The sequence below is a fragment of the Roseburia sp. CLA-AA-H209 genome, assembly GCF_020687575.1.
GTDB lineage: Bacteria > Bacillota > Clostridia > Lachnospirales > Lachnospiraceae > Roseburia_C > Roseburia_C amylophila.
The window spans coordinates 54515-71235 of sequence record NZ_JAJEQU010000013.1; the positions used below are offsets into that span (position 1 = coordinate 54515).

Genomic DNA, 16721 nt, shown 5'->3' on the forward strand with positions numbered 1-16721 from the left:
TTTACTCCTCTGCATAGGCTAACATGGCATTTTTCAATTCTTCTAATTTATCAGCAGAATCTTCTAAGGATTCTCCCACTACACCAAAGTAGAATTTAATCTTTGGCTCTGTTCCTGAAGGTCTTACACAGCACCATGCGTGGTTGCTCAGTTCATAATATAATACGTTAGATTCCGGTAATCCTGCAGGCTCTTCTTTGCCATTTTCCAAATCCTTACGGATTCCGGTCTTATAATCACGGATGGCAAGAACTTTATGCGCACCGATTTCTGCCGGTACATGTTCACGCATTTTTGTCATCATGTTCTGAATCTGCTGTGCTCCGTCCATTCCCTTTAAGGTCATGGTCTCTAAGCCTTCTTTATAATAACCGTATTTCTCATACATGTCTAACATGGCATCCCAGAGTGTCTTATTCTGGTTCTTATAGAAAGAAGCTACTTCGCAGAGCATCATAACTGCCACGCAGGCATCCTTATCTCTTGCATAGGTTCCTGCCAGACATCCATAGCTTTCTTCCAAGCCAAATACATAAGAATAGGAATTGTTCTGCTCGAATAATTTAATCTGTTCTCCGATATATTTAAATCCGGTTAATACTTCAATAATCTTTACGCCGTAAGCTGCTGCAACTGCTTTTGCCATATCTGTAGTAACAATGGTTTCTACCAGTGCTGCATTCTGTGGCAGTGTTCCTGTTTCTTTTCTTTCTCTTAAAATGTATTCTGCAATCAGCATACCAGACATATTTCCGGTAAAGCTTACATATTCGCCGGTTGCGGTATTCTTTGCATAGACACCAAGACGGTCTGCATCCGGGTCTGTTGCCAGAACGATATCTGCATCTACTTTCTTTGCAAGTTTTAATGCTAACTCAAATGCCTTTGGAGATTCCGGATTCGGATAAGATACTGTTGGAAAATTACCATCCGGAAGTTCCTGTTCCGGTACTACATAAACCTGTTCAAAACCTAATTCCTTTAATACTCTCCGGACCGGAAGGTTTCCTGTTCCATGTAATGGTGTATATACAATCTTAATGTCCTTTGCCATCTTCTTAATGATTTCCGGATGAATGGATTGTTTCTTTAATTCAGCCATGTAACGGTCATCCAATTCTTTACCGATGATATGGTAAAGTCCTGCTGCTGTTGCCTCTTCTTCACGCATGGTCTTCACCTGGGCAAAATCCGTTACTTTCGCAACTTCCGCTAAAATATTTTTATCATGTGGCGGAGTAATCTGCGCACCGTCTTCCCAGTATACTTTATATCCGTTATACTCTCTTGGATTGTGGCTTGCTGTAATGACAATACCGGAAATGCAGCCTAATTCACGCACTGCAAAGGAAAGCTCCGGTGTCGGTCTTAAGGATTCAAATTTATAAGTTACAATACCGTTTGCATTTAAGCAAAGTGCTGCTTCTTGCGCAAATTCCGGAGACATAATTCTGGAATCATATGCAATGGCAACCCCCTTCTTCTGTCCGTTCTGGCTTACAATGTAATTTGCAAGTCCCTGGGTCGCCTGACGCACGGTATAGACATTCATGCGGTTAGTTCCGGCTCCAATAACTCCTCTTAAACCACCGGTACCAAACTCTAACTGACGATAGAAGCGGTCTTCAATTTCTGCTTCCTGTCCCTCTAATGCCTTAAGCTCTGCTCTGGTTGCCTCATCAAAATATGTATCGTTACACCATTTTTCATATACTGCTCTGTAATCCATGTTAATACCCTCATCCTTCCTTAAATTTACTTTTGTTAGTTAATTATAGCAAATTAATTTAAGTTTGTGTATAAGGATTTTTAAGTTATTTTAGGTTTTTTAACTTTTTGTTACTTTTGAATAGAATCGTAGTATTTTTTCACGATTTTCTCCGCTGGTTTTGCATATATTTCATAATCTTTTCTCTTTAGGGCAGCATTCTTCGTGTAGAGATGACTGTTCCAGGACCAGAATGCCATGCCCCTCACCCATTCTCTTTTTAAGCAGGCTTCAAACATTGCTTCATACCAGTCTGCCTGCCCCTTAGCATCTGCTTCTCCCTGCACCGCCCAGTCATTTGGCACTTTATTAGAATCCACGATAGACATACATCCTGCCTCTGCAAAGAAAAATGGTTTTTGAAATTTCTTTACCACCGCTTCAATCCGGTCAAGCTGCTTCTCCCAGTCCTCCAATGGATAATATCCGCTGGAAGAAATCACATCTACCGCATCCCACCATTTCACATTATGCTCCTGATATTTATCGGTATTATAGGAAACAAGTCCGTCAAATTCACTCCGGATATCAGCAATCAGCTTCCGCCACTCTGCTTCCCTGTGCTCTGCCATAACCATTTCGCAGCCTGCAATATGCATTTCCACACCCATTTCTTTTGCCAGCCTCGCATAATGAAGCTGAAATTCGGTATAAGATTCAAACCAGTTGCACCACTTTGGTTCACAGACTACGTCTTCATCAAAGAAATTTACATGGGCGCGCCAGGTTCCATTTTTGCAGTTTACCGTAGGCTTTAATGCCACACGCATACCAAGCTCTTTCGCATAGTCAATCATGCCCTTTAATTCATCATCTGACACCGTTGCTTCAGAAGTATAACAAATCTCTTCCGACTGTGCCGTGTCCTGCAATCCGTTGGGTGCTAAGATAACAAAATTGCTGTTGGTATTTTCTTTCATTTTCTTTAAGCTGTCAAAAGCACTCTTCTCCTGATAGCTCCCTTTTCTTGCAAATGGTGCATATGTCATGCCGCAGATATATTCCATGGTAAGTGTTTCCTTTCTCCTCTTTCAATGACTTTTTATGATGGAAACTATAGCATTCGCCCTGGAATCTTGCTATAATGATTTATTATAAAAATAGTAAAAATCTCTTATGGCAGGAATTCATTTATTTTAAATATATTGGGGGACGACTTTATGAATTCACTTTTTGAATACAGCGACCGGCTGAATGTTCCTTTTGAATGTTTCTTATTTAATACGAGAATCCATTCTTTTCCTATCCGGTCCCACTGGCATTATTTTGTTGAGATTCTGTATATGTTAGAAGGCACCGCCATCATCAACTGTGATGATGATACTTATGTATTAGAAGAAGGTGATATGACATTATTTCTTCCACAGGCAATCCATTCTATCTATACTGCCACAGAGCAGCCATTGGTTTATTATGTCATGAAATTCGACTTAAACCAGCTTGCACCATCCGGCAATGCATTAAGCACCACTTTTTCCGGGATTAATTTTGTATCACTTTTTAATCTGGCAAAGGGTGATTCCCATGCTCCGAAATATTTTTCCAAAGCGATGTTAACAGACTATCCCATTGCCGGAATCTTTTCCTCCTGTGAACACGAAATGCAGCAGCAGGAATACGGTTACCGGATTCTGGTACAGTCCCAGATTAATTCCCTTTTAACCTTTATCCTGCGTATCTGGCGGGCACAGGGTTTTAATACGGATAAAGCTCTGGCTATTCCGCAAAACACAGAAGAAGCGTCCATACACTCCATTACGGAATATATCGACGCTCATGCCCAGGAGCCATTAAAGGTGGAAGACCTTGCCAGAATGTGTAATATGAGTTATTCCTATTTTGCCAAAAGCTTCCGGGAACTCTATGGCCAGTCCTGTAAAAAATATATTGAATTTATCCGCCTTTGTAAGGCTGAGGATCTGCTGCTCTTTACCAATCTTGACTTGAATTATATCAGTCAGGAAACCGGCTTTTCCGATTGCAGCCATTTTATTAAGGCTTTCCGAAGCAAGCACAAAATGACACCCAAACAATACCGGATGGAGCATTCCTCTTAAAAGAACATTCTTAAAGGTGCATATAAATATCTGCCTGCTGGATTACCACATCTGCTCCTGCCATCAGCATGGCAAAGAAGGTTAATATGATGGTAAGGAATACCGCCTTACCATCATAGACAAATTCCACATTCTTCTTCCGGTTGGCAAGAAGGATTTCTATTCCAAGCAGGAGAAAGATACATGGCCAGATATGGAAAATGATTTCATAGGTCAATACTGGCACAAACAGATGCACCAGAAACAGGATTCCAAATAAAACCAGTGTACTTCCTAAGGTAATGCTGCCCACTCTGTGGGTGCGTACTTCTTTCACATTCTCATCCATTTTCCTTATGCCTCCTTTGTTTCTTCTTCCTCAAGGGATTTTTTCTTACCATGAACCAGATAAATTCCTGCTGCTATAATTGCAATTCCTGCCAGCAGTCTTGGAAGCCGGTAACTGATTTCCTGAAGTACCCAGACCGTTTCATCCGGAATTAAATTTGCAATCATCCAATAGAAGCTGTTCCAGATTAACATAATACCAAGCAGAATCAGCACGACTGCAATAATGGTACGATAACGCTTTACAAAGGATTTATCTTTCTCGCCTTCTCCACTTAAATGGAATAAATAATCATCCTCCACGGCATAGAATTCTTCATCGGATAAGCCTGCTAAATTGTGTACATGGAAGAAGCTGTAAAACCATGCAATTACTGCAAGCACTGCCAGCGGTCCAAGTTCAAAAATGGATGCTGCTACAATAATGCCAAAGAACATCGACATCAGGCTTAAGCCCATTTTCATAAATCCCATATACATTTCCCCTGCTCCCGGTAAAAGGGAACAGCAAAATCTTAAAAATCCATTTCTCTTTTTCGTCATGTTATCTTTCCTCCTTTAAAAACCATCCATTTGTCGTCTCAATAATAAAATTGCAAAATGCACTGGACGCATCATTTACACTTTGTAAGAAATTCTGCTCTTCACTACGCTTTTTCGCTTTCTCTTTCTGTTCCTGTAAGTCCTTATTGACCTGCTCTTTTGCTTCTGCCACATAAGTTTCCATGTTTGGTCTGCTCTGCTGCTCCACCGTAGGAACTACAACCAGAAATGCGATTGCCGCTGCCGCCGCAACCATTACTTTCATGCTATAAGTCAGGAGCTTCCGCTTCGCTGACACTTTTTCTTTGTATACAATAACCTTCTGCTGCTGCTCAATTTTATGTAGAATATTTTCTTCTAAATATTCCGGTGCTTTTATCATCGGTCCTTCTTCTGTTTCCCGAATCAGTGCCTCTAACGCTTCGTCACTTAAATACTCCTGTATATCTTCTTTTCTCATATCAGCTCCGCTCCTTTCCATATAGTTTTCTAAGCATTGCCCGCGCCCGGTATATCTGTGTCTGCACGGTTTTCAAATTCTTCTGCTTTAACTCTGCTATCTCGCCGGCAGGATGTTCTTCACAGAAGTACAGCTTTGCGATTTCATCATAAGGTGGTTTCAACTGTCCGCATTTTTCCTGCAGTTCTTCCCGGACCACCTCTTCGATGCATTGCTCTTCCGGTCCTCCCGCTCTCGCAGGATGGCTTCCTAAGACTTCGTCTTCGGTGGGCACCATCCGCCTTGCCGCCTGTCTGCTGTAATCAATACATTTATTCGAAGCAATTCTGCAAAGCCAAGCTTTCTCATTCTTACCGTCGAACTCTTCCTTGTGCCGGTAGGCAGATAAAAATGTTTCCTGCGTCAAATCTTCTGCTGCAAAGTAATCTCCGGTCATCTTAACGCAAATAGAAAATACCAGATTCTGGTATTTATGAACCATCTGCGTAAATGGTTCCTGACACATTTTTATCCACCTCCTTGTCTCTTAAGAACGTTCTCATAATATATAACGAGTATCTTTTTCTATTGTCTTCAATTTTTTCAAAAAATCAATATTTTTTTAATTTATTCTATCCGGAATCCATTCTATTGACTTTTCTTTTCCGTGAAACTATAATCATTGTGGTTATCATAAATGATAGAGCAATTGCCAATACATCTAATATACGAGGGATTTAAATGATGGAAAAGAAGAAAAACTCCATTGATATGACACATGGAGCTTTATGGAATAAAATTTTGATTTTTGCGCTGCCGCTGGCTGCCAGCAGTATCTTACAGCAGCTTTTTAACTCTGTTGATACCGCTGTCGTCGGCAACTTTGCCAGCAGCCAGGCTTTAGCTGCCGTGGGAAGCAACAGTTCCCTGATTGCTTTGATGATTAACCTTTTTATCGGTATTTCACTGGGTTCGAATGTTATTATTTCCCGGTATATCGGTCAGGGTGTCCATAAGAATATCAAAGCAGCCATTCACACTGCCATTGTGGTGGCTCTGGCTGGTGGCATTTTCCTGCTGGTTTTGGGACAGTTTATTGCAAGACCGGTTCTGGTGCTGATGGGAACACCGGATGATGTCATTGACCTTGCGGTCTTATACCTTCGGATTTACTTCCTTGGTATGCCATTCATTCTGTTATATGACTTCTGTTCCTCGATTCTTAGAAGCACCGGAGACAGCAGACGGCCGCTTTATGCACTGATTGCAGCCGGTGTTATCAATACCGGACTGAACCTTGTTCTGGTCATTGTCTTCCACCTTGGCGTATCCGGTGTTGCTATCGCTACCGTGGTTTCGAATATTGTAAGCTCCGGAATCCTGATTTACATCCTTCTGCATGAGGATGATCCGATTCGTTTAGAGCCAAAGGCACTTGCCATCTCCTGGCATGAATTAAAGAAGATTCTTGTCATCGGCGTTCCTGCCGGATTGCAGGGTATGGTCTTTTCCATTGCCAATGTCTGCATCCAGAGCACCATTAACAGCTTCGGCTCTGATGCTGTCGCCGGTTCTGCCGCATCGTTAAACTTTGAATATTTTTCCTATTTTGTGGTAAATGCTTTTGCCCAGACAACCGTTACTTTCACCAGCCAGAATTACGGTGCCGGTAAATATGACCGCTGCAAAAAGGTATTCCGTTTAAATATGATATTTTCCCTTATCTTCTGCGGACTCCTTTCCAGTGTCTTCATCTTAGGACGGGGCTTCTTCCTGCACCTCTACAGCAACGACCCGAAGGTACTTACCTTTGCCGTCCAGCGCCTGTTAATTGCAACAGCCTTAGAGCTTTTGACTTCTACCTATGAAATCAGCGGAGGCGCCATGCGTGGACTGGGACATTCCCTGTCGCCTGCACTGATTACCGTTTTCGGTTCCTGTGTCCTACGGCTCATCTGGGTATCTACCGTCTGTCGGTATTTCCATGAGTTCTGGGTAGTTATGATTATCTATCCGATTTCCTGGGTGCTGACCGGAAGCATGATGCTCCTTGCCTATTACCTGCTGCGCAGGAAGTTATTCCGAAAAAGTGCAGTATAGAAAATCTGTCGCATGATTGAAATGTTTGCTAAAATGAAACCCCGGAAGCAGATGGTTCCTTCTTCCAAAGAATGAATCTTTCTGTTTCCGGGGTATTTTTATGGAGCCAACTTTAAAGTACTCCTTTTTCTAAATTTTCTTTATAAATGTAATACACGGTCTTTGATTTCCTGAGTTCTTCCCTGATTCCAGAACTGGGTTCCGATATAACCACAGGTACGTCTTGCCACATTCATCTTATCCTGGTCACGGTTACCACAGCTTGGGCATTCCCACACCAACTTGCCGTATTTGTCTGTCACAATTTTAATCTCGCCATTGTAACCACATTCCATACAATAATCACTCTTGGTATTCAGTTCTGCATACATAATATGGTCATAAATATAACGGATGACAGACAGTACCGCCTCAATATTATCCTGCATATCCGGCACTTCCACATAGCTGATTGCGCCGCCCGGGGAAAGCTCCTGGAACTTTGCTTCAAAACCAAGCTTCTTGAATGCGTCAATATGTTCTGTCACATGAACATGATAGCTGTTGGTAATATAACTCTTATCCGTAACGCCCGGAATAATTCCGAAACGCTTCTGTAAACATTTTGCAAATTTATAGGTCGTAGACTCAAGCGGTGTCCCATATACACTGAAAGCAATATTTGTCTCTGTCTTCCACTTATCGCAGGCATCATTTAAATGCTGCATCACTGCCAGTGCAAATGGTGTTGCTTCCGGATTAGTATGGGATTTACCGGTCATATAACGGGTACATTCACACAATCCTGCATAGCCTAAAGAGATAGTGGAATAGCCGCCATATAAAAGCCTGTCTATGGTCTCGCCCTTCTTAAGACGGGCCAGTGCACCATACTGCCAGAGAATCGGTGCCACATCAGAAGGTGTTCCCTTCAGGCGGTTATGTCTTGCCATCAATGCCCGATAGCATAATTCCAGACGCTCATCGAAGATTTCCCAGAAACGGGTCATATCTCCGCCGGAGGAACATGCAATATCCACCAGATTCAGTGTTACGACACCCTGATTGAACCGTCCGTAATACTTCGGCTTTCCTTCTTCATCCTTGTATACGCTTAAGAAAGAACGGCAGCCCATACATGGATAGCAGTTGCCCTCTTTCAGCTGTTTCATGATTTTTTCTGAAATATAATCCGGTACCAGACGCTTTGCGGTACATTTTGCAGCCAGCTCTGTCAGATAATAATACTTGGAATCCGGCTCAACATTATCCTCTTCCAGCACATAAATCAGCTTTGGGAATGCCGGTGTAATGTAGATGCCCTGCTCATTTTTCACACCAAGAATTCTCTGCTTTAAGACTTCTTCAATAATCGCTGCAAGGTCGTCTCTTACCTGTCCTTCCGGTACTTCATCAATATACATAAAGACTGTTACAAACGGAGCCTGTCCATTGGTGGTCATCAGTGTGATAACCTGATACTGAATCATCTGGACGCCGCGCTTGATTTCGTCTTTTACACGAATCTCTGCTACTTTATTAATCTGTTCTTCTATTAATTCCAGTCCTGCCGCTTCAAATTCTGCTGCTACCTGACGCCGGAATTTCTGACGGCTCACATTGACAAACGGAGCTAAATGTGCCAGCGAAATACTCTGTCCCCCATACTGGGAACTTGCAATCTGGGCAATACTCTGGGTTGCAATATTGCAGGCAGTCTCAAAGCTCTTTGGCTTATCAATCATGGTCTCACTGATTACGGTTCCATTCTGCAGCATATCCTCCAAATTAACCAGACAGCAGTTATGCATATGCTGTGCAAAATAATCGGAATCGTGGAAATGTATAATTCCCTGCTCATGAGCCTCTACAATATCCTGTGGCAGGAGGAAGCGCTTGGTAATATCCTTGCTGACTTCTCCTGCCATATAATCACGCTGCACACTGCTTACCGTTGGATTCTTGTTGCTGTTTTCCTGCTTTACTTCCTCATTCTTGCAGGCAAGCAGCGTCAGAATCTGGTCGTCGGTAGAATTGGTCTTTCTTACCAGAGCACGTTTATAGCGGTAAGTAATATAATTTCTGGCTACCGTATACGCACGCTGATTCATAATCAGGTTCTCCACCAGATCCTGAATCTCTTCTACGGTTAATGCACGGTTCATGGTATTACATGCCTTCTCCACATTTTCACCAATGGCATTAATCTGTGCCTCTGTCATACGCTCGCTGTCTACCACACTTTCATTGGCTTTACACACAGCCGATAAAATCTTCTCTTTATCAAATATAACTTCCGTCCCACTTCTCTTTATGATTTTCATATTCGCACCCCTATTCAAAATAATTCATTTTCAACGCGTATACTATATATTGTATCAGATTAAATTATCTTTTCAAGGTATTGTGCCAAATTGTTTATTCTTTTTCTAATACAAGAGCGGAAAGCGGCTCTACATCGGTCTTTTCGGAAATATTTTTTTTGCCGTCTGCACCTGCCGTTTTGTCATCCACCAGAATTTTCCATTTTCCTTCCGGCAAATTATACAAAATCTCTTCATCATTTCCGTTGAATATTACCAAAATGTTTTCTGGTGTATCATCTGCACCTTTTCCCTTTAAAAGATATGCCACAACATTTTCCGGTGTATCTGATAAGAAGCAGAGATTCTGTGTCATTTCCGCTTCACTCTGCATACGGAATACCGGATGGGCTTTCCGCAGTGCCATCAAGCCCTTATAGTATGCTATCATATCCGGATATTCATGTATATTATCCCACTTGATGCTGTTTACCGCATCCGGCATATTATAGCTGTTTTCTGCAAAACCTTTTTTCTCCGGCAGCGGTTTGCTGCGGAGGAATTCTTCACCTGCCTGGATAAAAGGCACACCCTGGGAAGTAAATACAATGGCTGCGCACAACCGGTTCATGGCTTTCTTCTTTTCTTCCGATGCCTCCGGGCAGGAGACGGATAATTTATCCCACAGGGTATAGTTATCATGACAGGAGACATAATTAATACTCTGTCCCGGCTCTTTCGCCCACGGCTTACTGCCATAGGCATCATAATCTACCTGTGGATGTGCGACTGCTCCTGTAATGCCATAGCGCAATGCATTTTCCAGATGGGTGCCGCCATTAACGAAGCCCAGATGATCATCATAGAATACGCTTCCTTTTATGGTATCACGGATGTCATCATTGAACATGCCGATTCCCGGCATCTTTTTCGCACTGGCTTTAAATGCACGTTTCTCCTCTGCCAGGGAAGATGGGCCACCGTTCCAGCCTTCTCCGTAAAGGTAGATATCCGGACGTATTTCTTTTAACCGCTCTGCAATAACATTCATCGTATCAATATCCAGAACGCCCATCAAATCAAAGCGAAATCCATCGATATGATATTCCTTTGCCCAGTAAATCAAGGAATCTACAATTAATTTCTGCACCATCGGACGGTCACTGGCCACTTCATTGCCACAGCCGGAGCCGTTGGTATATCCGGTCTCATCACTTCTATAATAATAACCCGGCACTATCTTCTGAAGGTTGGAATCATCCCTTCGATAGGTATGATTAAAGACCACATCCATAATCACTCCGATTCCTCTGCTGTGCAAAGCCAGCACCATCTGTTTCATTTCCTGAATCCGCACTGCTCCATCATATGGGCTGACTGCATAAGAACCTTCCGGAACATTATAATTATCCGGATCATATCCCCAGTTATACTGTGCTTTCTGATTTTTCTCATCTACAGTCTCAAAATCAAATGCCGGAAGAATCTGTACATGTGTCACACCAAGGCCACTAATATAATCAAGTGCCGTTGCTTCTCCAAAATGATTTGTAGTATTAGCTTCCGTCAGGCCTAAGAACTTTCCATTATGAAATACGCCGCTGGATTCATCCATCGTAAAATCCCTGACACTGCCTTCATAGATAATGGCATCTGTGATATGCTCCGGATTCCGGTACCCATCCAGTTCAAAGCCCTGTGGGTTTGTCTTTGCCAGATTGATAACCATACCGCGCTGCCCGTTTACCCCTGCAGCTTTTGTATACGGATCTACTGCCTCCTGCTCTTCCCCGTGATTTACTACTGTATAGGTATAGTAGATTCCATTACAATCTCCCTGTTTTTCAAAAACGTAAGTACCGTTTGCTGACTTCTTCATAATATGCTGTTCTATGAGATTATCTCCTTCGCCCTGTTTATAAAGGTTCAGCTTCACGGATTCTGCCTCTGGTGCCCAGACCTTAAATCTTGTCATTTTCGGTGAGTATACCGCTCCTAAATCATTTCCTGTGTATACTTCATAATCAAACTTCTGCATATTTGTTTCCTTTCCCTCGTTACCTGCGTACGGCTACAGGAAACACACTTTGCGCATTTCCCGCATAACCGAAAAAAGGAAGCTTCCACCAATGCACGGATGCTTCCTTCTTGCAACTGGCTGTCATTTCAAAGACCCTATAGCTTTGCGTCACAGGCTTTCACCTGTTTTGCTGATACATAATCTTTATTATAATGGTGGCACAATTATAAGTCAATGACTCCGGTTACTTATTGCAATTCTTATATTTCAGTATAATTCGCATATGTGAATTATAGATTTAACTCTTTTTTGATTTCGGCAATGGCTTCTCTTTCATCAAAATGATATTTTACACCTTTGATTTCCTGATAATCTTCATGACCTTTTCCAAGCAGCACTATCATATCACCCTTTTTGGCATTTTCGATACAATATTTGATGGCTGCTTTGCGGTCATCGATTTCGATATATTTTCCGTTGCTCTTTGCAAGGCCAATCTTAATATCGCTGTTGATGTCGCGGATTTCTTCATCTCTTGGATTATCACAGGTCAGCACGCTTAAATCTGCCAGTTCTCCTGTCACTTCTCCCATGTCATAGCGGCGCAGCTTGGAACGGTTTCCACCGCCACCATAGACACAGATTAAACGTTTCGGATGATACTCTTTTAATGTGGTAAGCACGCTTCTTGTGCTGACTTCATTATGAGCATAGTCTATAATTACCGTAAAATCTTTGGAAACCGGAACTAATTCCACACGGCCTCTGACTTTTACTTTATCCAGTCCACGTAAAATTGCCTCATCGGAAATTCCTGCCAGATGACAGGTCAGCATGGTTACCAGTGAATTGTATACTGAAAAGCTTCCCGGAATATGAACCACTGCATAAACATTCATACAGCCGGTAGTGGTAAAATGCATTCCAATCTGTCCCTCTTCATCCAGATATCCAACAGCTCCCGCCATCAGGTCTGCGTCTTTCTTACAGGAGAAGGTATGAAGCTTACAGGTATGATTTTTGATAATTCCATCTACGTGCTCATCATCTGCATTTACGATTCCCTCTTTGCACTGACGGAATAAGAGACTCTTGCATTCCTGATATTCTTCAAAGCTAGCATGCTCATTTGGTCCGATATGATCCGGTGATAAGTTGGTAAAGATTCCATAATCAAATACAATTCCTGCCACGCGGTGCATCTTAAGTCCCTGGGAGGATACTTCCATTACTACATATTCACAGCCCGCATCTACCATGGCACGGAACATCTTATGTAATTCATAAGATTCCGGTGTGGTATTCTTTGCCGGAAGCTTCTCCTCGCCGATCAGGGCACCGATGGTTCCAATCAGTCCGACTTTCTTACCGGCTTCTTCTAAAACGCTCTTTATCATATAAGTAGTAGTGGTCTTTCCTTTGGTTCCGGTCAGTCCAATGGTAGTAAGCTCTCTGTCCGGGTGCCCAAAGAAAGCAGCCGACATAATTGCCAGGGCATAACGGGCATCTTCTACCTGAAGAACCGTACAGTTCTCCGGAATATCAGTTTCTACTGCATGCTCTACCACAAGGGCTGCAGCACCTTTCTTTACCGCATCTTCAACAAAGTCATGTCCGTCTACAACAGCTCCTACCATACAGACAAATATGGTGTCTTTTTCTACTTTTCTCGAATCATAGATAATATCACTGATTTCTTTCTCCATCTCTCCCTGCAGGCAGGTATAGGTCAATTCTTCACATATTTCTGCTAATTTCATACTTCTCTCCTAATGTATTATTCCGCTGTTCCGATAATGTGGCTTGCATCAATTTCCGATTCAAATACCGTATGGGAAGGTCCGGTCATAAACATATGTCCGCTTTCTTCCTCCCACTCAATATAGAGCGGTCCGCCAATCTGCTCTACCGTTACTTTCCGGTCTAAGCGTCCGGTTAATACGCCGGCTACCACTGCAGTACAGCATCCGGTTCCGCATCCGATAGTCTCTCCGGTTCCTCTTTCCCATTCCCGGATTTTCACATAATCCCTGCGAACAAATTCCACAAAAGTTACATTGGTCTTATTGGTAAAAAGCTCTGTCATATGTTCAATGGTTTTTCCGTATTTTTCTACATCAAGGTCTGCCACGCTGTCTACATACATGGCACAATGCGGGTTGCCCCAGGATACTGCCGTAATATGGAAGGTCTTATCCAGCACCTGTACCGGCTGCTCTACAAATTCATCCAGCTTTGTGTTGACCGGAATCACTTTTGCAGACATTCTCGGTGCTCCGATATCTGCTCTGATATTGCTTACCAGACCGTCCGTTACGGTTAAGTTCAGATGCTGCATGCCGCCTAAGGTTTCAATTACAAGGTCTGTTTTATCCGTCAGTCTGTGGTCGTATACATATTTTCCTACGCTGCGCAATGCATTTCCACACATCTCGCCCTCTGTTCCATCCGGGTTAAACATCCGCATCCGGAAATCCCCTTTTTCGGACGGACAAATCAATACCATTCCGTCAGAACCAATGGCAAAATGCCGGTCACTTACGAATCTCGCAAGCTCCGGCAGATTGTCAAGATGCTGATGAATGGCATCGATATATACATAATCGTTTCCAAATGCCTGCATCTTTGTAAATTTCATTTATTTTCTCCTTGCTTTCTCTTTCCTTTATTTTTCTTAAGCATTCATTGCCCGGTCTAAATCTGCAATGATATCATCCACATTTTCAATTCCTACTGACATACGAAGGAAACAGTCTGTAATACCAAGCTTCTCTTTTACATCAAGCGGTGTATCCTCATGAGTCTGTGTGGTCGGATATGTGATTAAGGTCTCTGTTCCGCCAAGACTCTCTGCAAACATAATCATATCTACATTTTTAAGAATCTTCTTAACGGTCTCATAGCTGTCTACGGTAAAGGAAATCATTCCGCCAAATCCTGTTGTCTGACGGCAGGTTACTTCGTAATCCTTATGGTCTTCAAAACCAACATAATATACTTTCTTTACCTTCGGCTGTGTACGAAGCCACTCTGCAACCTTCCTGGCATTCTCATTGTGACGTTCCATACGGACTGCAAGGGTCTTGATTCCCCTTAATACCAGCCAGCTGTCTAACGGTGCCAGCTGGCTTCCATGGGATTTGATATGGATGTGAATCTTATCTGCGATTTCTTTGTTATCCTTTACCACTACGATTCCGGAAATGGTGTCATTGTGTCCCCCCAGATATTTTGTTGAACTATGGGTTACAATGTCAGCTCCCAACTGCAGCGGTTTCTGGAAATATGGTGTTAAAAATGTATTATCTACAACGGTTAATGCTCCGATGGATTTTGCGATTTCAGAAATGGCATGAATGTCTGCCACCTTCATCATCGGATTGGTCGGTGTCTCAACGAAGAACATTTTTGTATTCGGGCGGATAGCTGCCTTTACTTCGTCTAATTCAGACATATCTACATAAGTATGCTCGATTCCATATTTTCCAAATACATCTCCAATGATACGGAAGGTTCCACCATAAATATCATCGGAAAGAATTACATGCTCACCCGGATTTAATAAGGAAAATACTGCCATATTTGCAGCCTGTCCGGAGGAAAATGCAAATCCCTGGATACCGCCCTCTAAAATTGCCATGGTACGCTCTAATTCCTGTCTGGTCGGATTCTCAAGACGGCTATAGGCAAATCCTGTTGTCTGTCCTAATTCCGGATGACGGAAGGTTGCTGCCTGAAAGATTGGCATGCTGACTGCGCCGGTTAATGGTTCCGTTCCTAATGCTCCATGTACTGCCTTGGATTCAAAATGTAAATCCTCTTTTGTACTGTAATCGGTATAGTTGCTGAAGTTTTTCATATTGTTACCGCCTTTCTTCGTCTTAATTACCCACCAGATATTTTCATTTCTAACAGGACAACCGTCTATTGATGCACTTGTCCTTTTTCATATATCAATTATTATACCAACATTTTATTGAAATTGATAGTAAAATAATGCTTTCCTTATTGCAAATCGTGCTTTATACTGTTCCTAGATTGACTTTGTATATAGGATGTGATTTTTATGAAAAAATATGAGAAAACCGGATATCTTCATCATGATTTCAAGATATTTCACCTGACTGACCACGAAATGTCTGCCTACGACTTTCATTATCATGATTTTCACAAACTGCTCTTTTTCCTAAGCGGCAATGTCACCTATTGTATTGAAGGAAAATCCTACCAGCTTACCCCGGGGGATCTGGTTCTTGTCCGTGCCGGTGAAGTCCACCGCCCGGTCATTCATGATACCACACCCTACGAGCGGATGATTATTTATGTCTCTCCGGATTTTGCAGTTACATCATCCGATAAGACTATTTTCTTAAACCAATGCTTTCTTCCGGACGCTGCCATGCCGTCCAATGTGCTGCATTTATCCGGCATGAAGGAACGGCGGCTCTTAGATACCATGATGGAGCTTGTCCACTCTTTTTCCGAAGACAGCTTTGCCAATGAGATTTACCAGAATACGCTTTTCTTAGAATTTATGATTCACTTAAACCGGGCTGCCTTATCCGGCACCCTGCAATATGAAGATTCCTTCCAGGCAAATGAAAAGATTCTGTCGGTTCTTACCTATATGAATGAACATCTGACGGAAGATATTACGGTGGATTCTTTAGCAGAGCACTTTTTTACCAGCCGCTATTATCTGATGCATTCTTTTAAGGAGCAGACCGGGTATACCATCGGAAATTATCTTTCCACAAAGCGGCTTCTCTTTGCCAGGGATTTAATCAGCTCCGGCACTGCAGTAACCGATGCCTGCTTTGCCTGCGGCTTTCACAATTATTCTACTTTTCTTCGTGCCTATAAGAAGCAGTTTGGAAAATCCCCACGGGAAATGATTTAGGTGCTGCGAAAGAATAACATTTTAACAGAAATTTCTTTGCTATTTGAAGTAGGTGTGTTTATGTGCGTCAAAATACCAGTAGTTCTTAATATTATGTTTTGCTTGTCTGCAAGCAGTCTTTCCGTTGCTTTGACATAAGATAGTGCCACTGTCCGTCGAATACGGATGCCACATAACGCCTGCAAGGGGCACTAGGAATTTCGGATAATTAAGAAGTTCGTCTGGCAACCGGCGCATATTCACATCCATGTTCAGATGCGCCTCGCTGGCACGTCCTGTGCCAGC

At 42.5% G+C, this 16721-nt stretch carries 15 protein-coding genes and 1 riboswitch; of the genes, 3 read left to right on the forward strand and 12 right to left on the reverse strand.

The features are described from left to right. Position 1 precedes the first annotated feature (1 nt). Positions 2 to 1729 carry a phospho-sugar mutase gene (locus tag LKD41_RS11980; RefSeq protein ID WP_227701316.1) on the reverse strand — a complete coding sequence of 576 codons (1728 nt, stop codon included), beginning with the start codon at positions 1727 to 1729 and terminating at the stop codon, positions 2 to 4. A gap of 110 nt (positions 1730 to 1839) precedes the next feature. Continuing rightward, positions 1840 to 2775, reverse strand: a complete 936-nt coding sequence (locus tag LKD41_RS11985) for a glycoside hydrolase family 113 (RefSeq protein ID WP_227701317.1) — start codon at positions 2773 to 2775, stop codon at positions 1840 to 1842. Between the two features lie 153 nt (positions 2776 to 2928). Here LKD41_RS11985 and LKD41_RS11990 point away from each other — a divergent pair, with 153 nt between their 5' ends. Then, the gene (locus tag LKD41_RS11990) at positions 2929 to 3825 is read left to right on the forward strand and encodes an AraC family transcriptional regulator (protein ID WP_227701318.1); all 897 of its coding nucleotides are present in this window, start codon (positions 2929 to 2931) and stop codon (positions 3823 to 3825) included. 10 nt (positions 3826 to 3835) lie between these two features. Here LKD41_RS11990 and LKD41_RS11995 read toward each other — a convergent pair whose 3' ends face one another. From LKD41_RS11995 to LKD41_RS12010, 4 genes are read right to left on the reverse strand one after another with little or no spacing between them, the layout of a single operon-like run. Next, positions 3836 to 4153 (reverse strand): hypothetical protein, encoded by a 318-nt coding sequence (locus tag LKD41_RS11995; protein ID WP_022243015.1) that lies wholly within the window; start codon positions 4151 to 4153, stop codon positions 3836 to 3838. A gap of 5 nt (positions 4154 to 4158) precedes the next feature. After that, on the reverse strand, positions 4159 to 4695 hold the full coding sequence (locus LKD41_RS12000) for a hypothetical protein (protein WP_227701319.1): 537 nt from the start codon (positions 4693 to 4695) through the stop codon (positions 4159 to 4161). A gap of 1 nt (position 4696) precedes the next feature. Further along, a complete protein-coding gene (locus LKD41_RS12005; RefSeq protein ID WP_227701320.1) occupies positions 4697 to 5155 on the reverse strand; it encodes a hypothetical protein in 459 nt (152 codons plus the stop codon). A gap of 1 nt (position 5156) precedes the next feature. Beyond that, entirely contained in the window at positions 5157 to 5660 is a 504-nt protein-coding gene (locus LKD41_RS12010; RefSeq protein ID WP_022243018.1) for an RNA polymerase sigma factor, read from the reverse strand. A 215-nt stretch (positions 5661 to 5875) separates the two neighbouring features. On the opposite strand from LKD41_RS12010, the gene LKD41_RS12015 reads away from it, so the two are divergent. Further along, positions 5876 to 7234 (forward strand): MATE family efflux transporter, encoded by a 1359-nt coding sequence (locus LKD41_RS12015; RefSeq protein ID WP_227701321.1) that lies wholly within the window; start codon positions 5876 to 5878, stop codon positions 7232 to 7234. Positions 7235 to 7374: 140 nt separating this feature from the next. On the opposite strand, the gene nrdD is transcribed toward LKD41_RS12015, so the two are convergent. The 5 genes from nrdD to LKD41_RS12040 all read right to left on the reverse strand — a co-directional run bounded on the left by nrdD (position 7375) and on the right by LKD41_RS12040 (position 15395). Further along, a complete protein-coding gene (nrdD, locus tag LKD41_RS12020) occupies positions 7375 to 9537 on the reverse strand; it encodes an anaerobic ribonucleoside-triphosphate reductase (RefSeq protein WP_227701322.1) in 2163 nt (720 codons plus the stop codon). Between the two features lie 94 nt (positions 9538 to 9631). Continuing rightward, the gene (gene pulA, locus LKD41_RS12025; protein WP_227701323.1) at positions 9632 to 11554 is read right to left on the reverse strand and encodes a type I pullulanase; all 1923 of its coding nucleotides are present in this window, start codon (positions 11552 to 11554) and stop codon (positions 9632 to 9634) included. 108 nt (positions 11555 to 11662) lie between these two features. Beyond that, positions 11663 to 11738, reverse strand: a riboswitch (cyclic di-GMP riboswitch). Positions 11739 to 11826: 88 nt separating this feature from the next. Continuing rightward, complete coding sequence (locus LKD41_RS12030; protein ID WP_227701324.1) at positions 11827 to 13296, reverse strand: UDP-N-acetylmuramoyl-L-alanyl-D-glutamate--2,6-diaminopimelate ligase; 1470 nt, start codon at positions 13294 to 13296, stop codon at positions 11827 to 11829. A gap of 17 nt (positions 13297 to 13313) precedes the next feature. Further along, on the reverse strand, positions 13314 to 14174 hold the full coding sequence (gene dapF, locus LKD41_RS12035; protein ID WP_022243023.1) for a diaminopimelate epimerase: 861 nt from the start codon (positions 14172 to 14174) through the stop codon (positions 13314 to 13316). A gap of 36 nt (positions 14175 to 14210) precedes the next feature. Continuing rightward, complete coding sequence (locus tag LKD41_RS12040; RefSeq protein ID WP_227701325.1) at positions 14211 to 15395, reverse strand: trans-sulfuration enzyme family protein; 1185 nt, start codon at positions 15393 to 15395, stop codon at positions 14211 to 14213. Positions 15396 to 15602: 207 nt separating this feature from the next. Between LKD41_RS12040 and LKD41_RS12045 the strand changes: the two genes are divergently transcribed. Next, positions 15603 to 16436: an AraC family transcriptional regulator gene (locus LKD41_RS12045; RefSeq protein WP_227701326.1), complete on the forward strand. Its 834-nt coding sequence runs from the start codon at positions 15603 to 15605 to the stop codon at positions 16434 to 16436. A 39-nt stretch (positions 16437 to 16475) separates the two neighbouring features. On the opposite strand, the gene LKD41_RS12050 is transcribed toward LKD41_RS12045, so the two are convergent. Then, positions 16476 to 16721, reverse strand: a 246-nt coding sequence (locus LKD41_RS12050; protein WP_227701327.1) for a hypothetical protein, incomplete at its 5' end; no start/stop codon positions are given.

Bases quoted from the DNA above. Each gene is read 5' to 3' on its own strand.
- LKD41_RS11980 (WP_227701316.1), bottom strand. From the start codon at position 1,729: ATGGATTACAGAGCAGTATATGAAAAATGGTGTAACGATACATATTTT.
- LKD41_RS11985 (WP_227701317.1), bottom strand. From the start codon at position 2,775: ATGGAATATATCTGCGGCATGACATATGCACCATTTGCAAGAAAAGGG.
- LKD41_RS11990 (WP_227701318.1), top strand. From the start codon at position 2,929: ATGAATTCACTTTTTGAATACAGCGACCGGCTGAATGTTCCTTTTGAA.
- LKD41_RS11995 (WP_022243015.1), bottom strand. From the start codon at position 4,153: ATGGATGAGAATGTGAAAGAAGTACGCACCCACAGAGTGGGCAGCATT.
- LKD41_RS12000 (WP_227701319.1), bottom strand. From the start codon at position 4,695: ATGACGAAAAAGAGAAATGGATTTTTAAGATTTTGCTGTTCCCTTTTA.
- LKD41_RS12005 (WP_227701320.1), bottom strand. From the start codon at position 5,155: ATGAGAAAAGAAGATATACAGGAGTATTTAAGTGACGAAGCGTTAGAG.
- LKD41_RS12010 (WP_022243018.1), bottom strand. From the start codon at position 5,660: ATGTGTCAGGAACCATTTACGCAGATGGTTCATAAATACCAGAATCTG.
- LKD41_RS12015 (WP_227701321.1), top strand. From the start codon at position 5,876: ATGATGGAAAAGAAGAAAAACTCCATTGATATGACACATGGAGCTTTA.
- nrdD (WP_227701322.1), bottom strand. From the start codon at position 9,537: ATGAAAATCATAAAGAGAAGTGGGACGGAAGTTATATTTGATAAAGAG.
- pulA (WP_227701323.1), bottom strand. From the start codon at position 11,554: ATGCAGAAGTTTGATTATGAAGTATACACAGGAAATGATTTAGGAGCG.
- LKD41_RS12030 (WP_227701324.1), bottom strand. From the start codon at position 13,296: ATGAAATTAGCAGAAATATGTGAAGAATTGACCTATACCTGCCTGCAG.
- dapF (WP_022243023.1), bottom strand. From the start codon at position 14,174: ATGAAATTTACAAAGATGCAGGCATTTGGAAACGATTATGTATATATC.
- LKD41_RS12040 (WP_227701325.1), bottom strand. From the start codon at position 15,395: ATGAAAAACTTCAGCAACTATACCGATTACAGTACAAAAGAGGATTTA.
- LKD41_RS12045 (WP_227701326.1), top strand. From the start codon at position 15,603: ATGAAAAAATATGAGAAAACCGGATATCTTCATCATGATTTCAAGATA.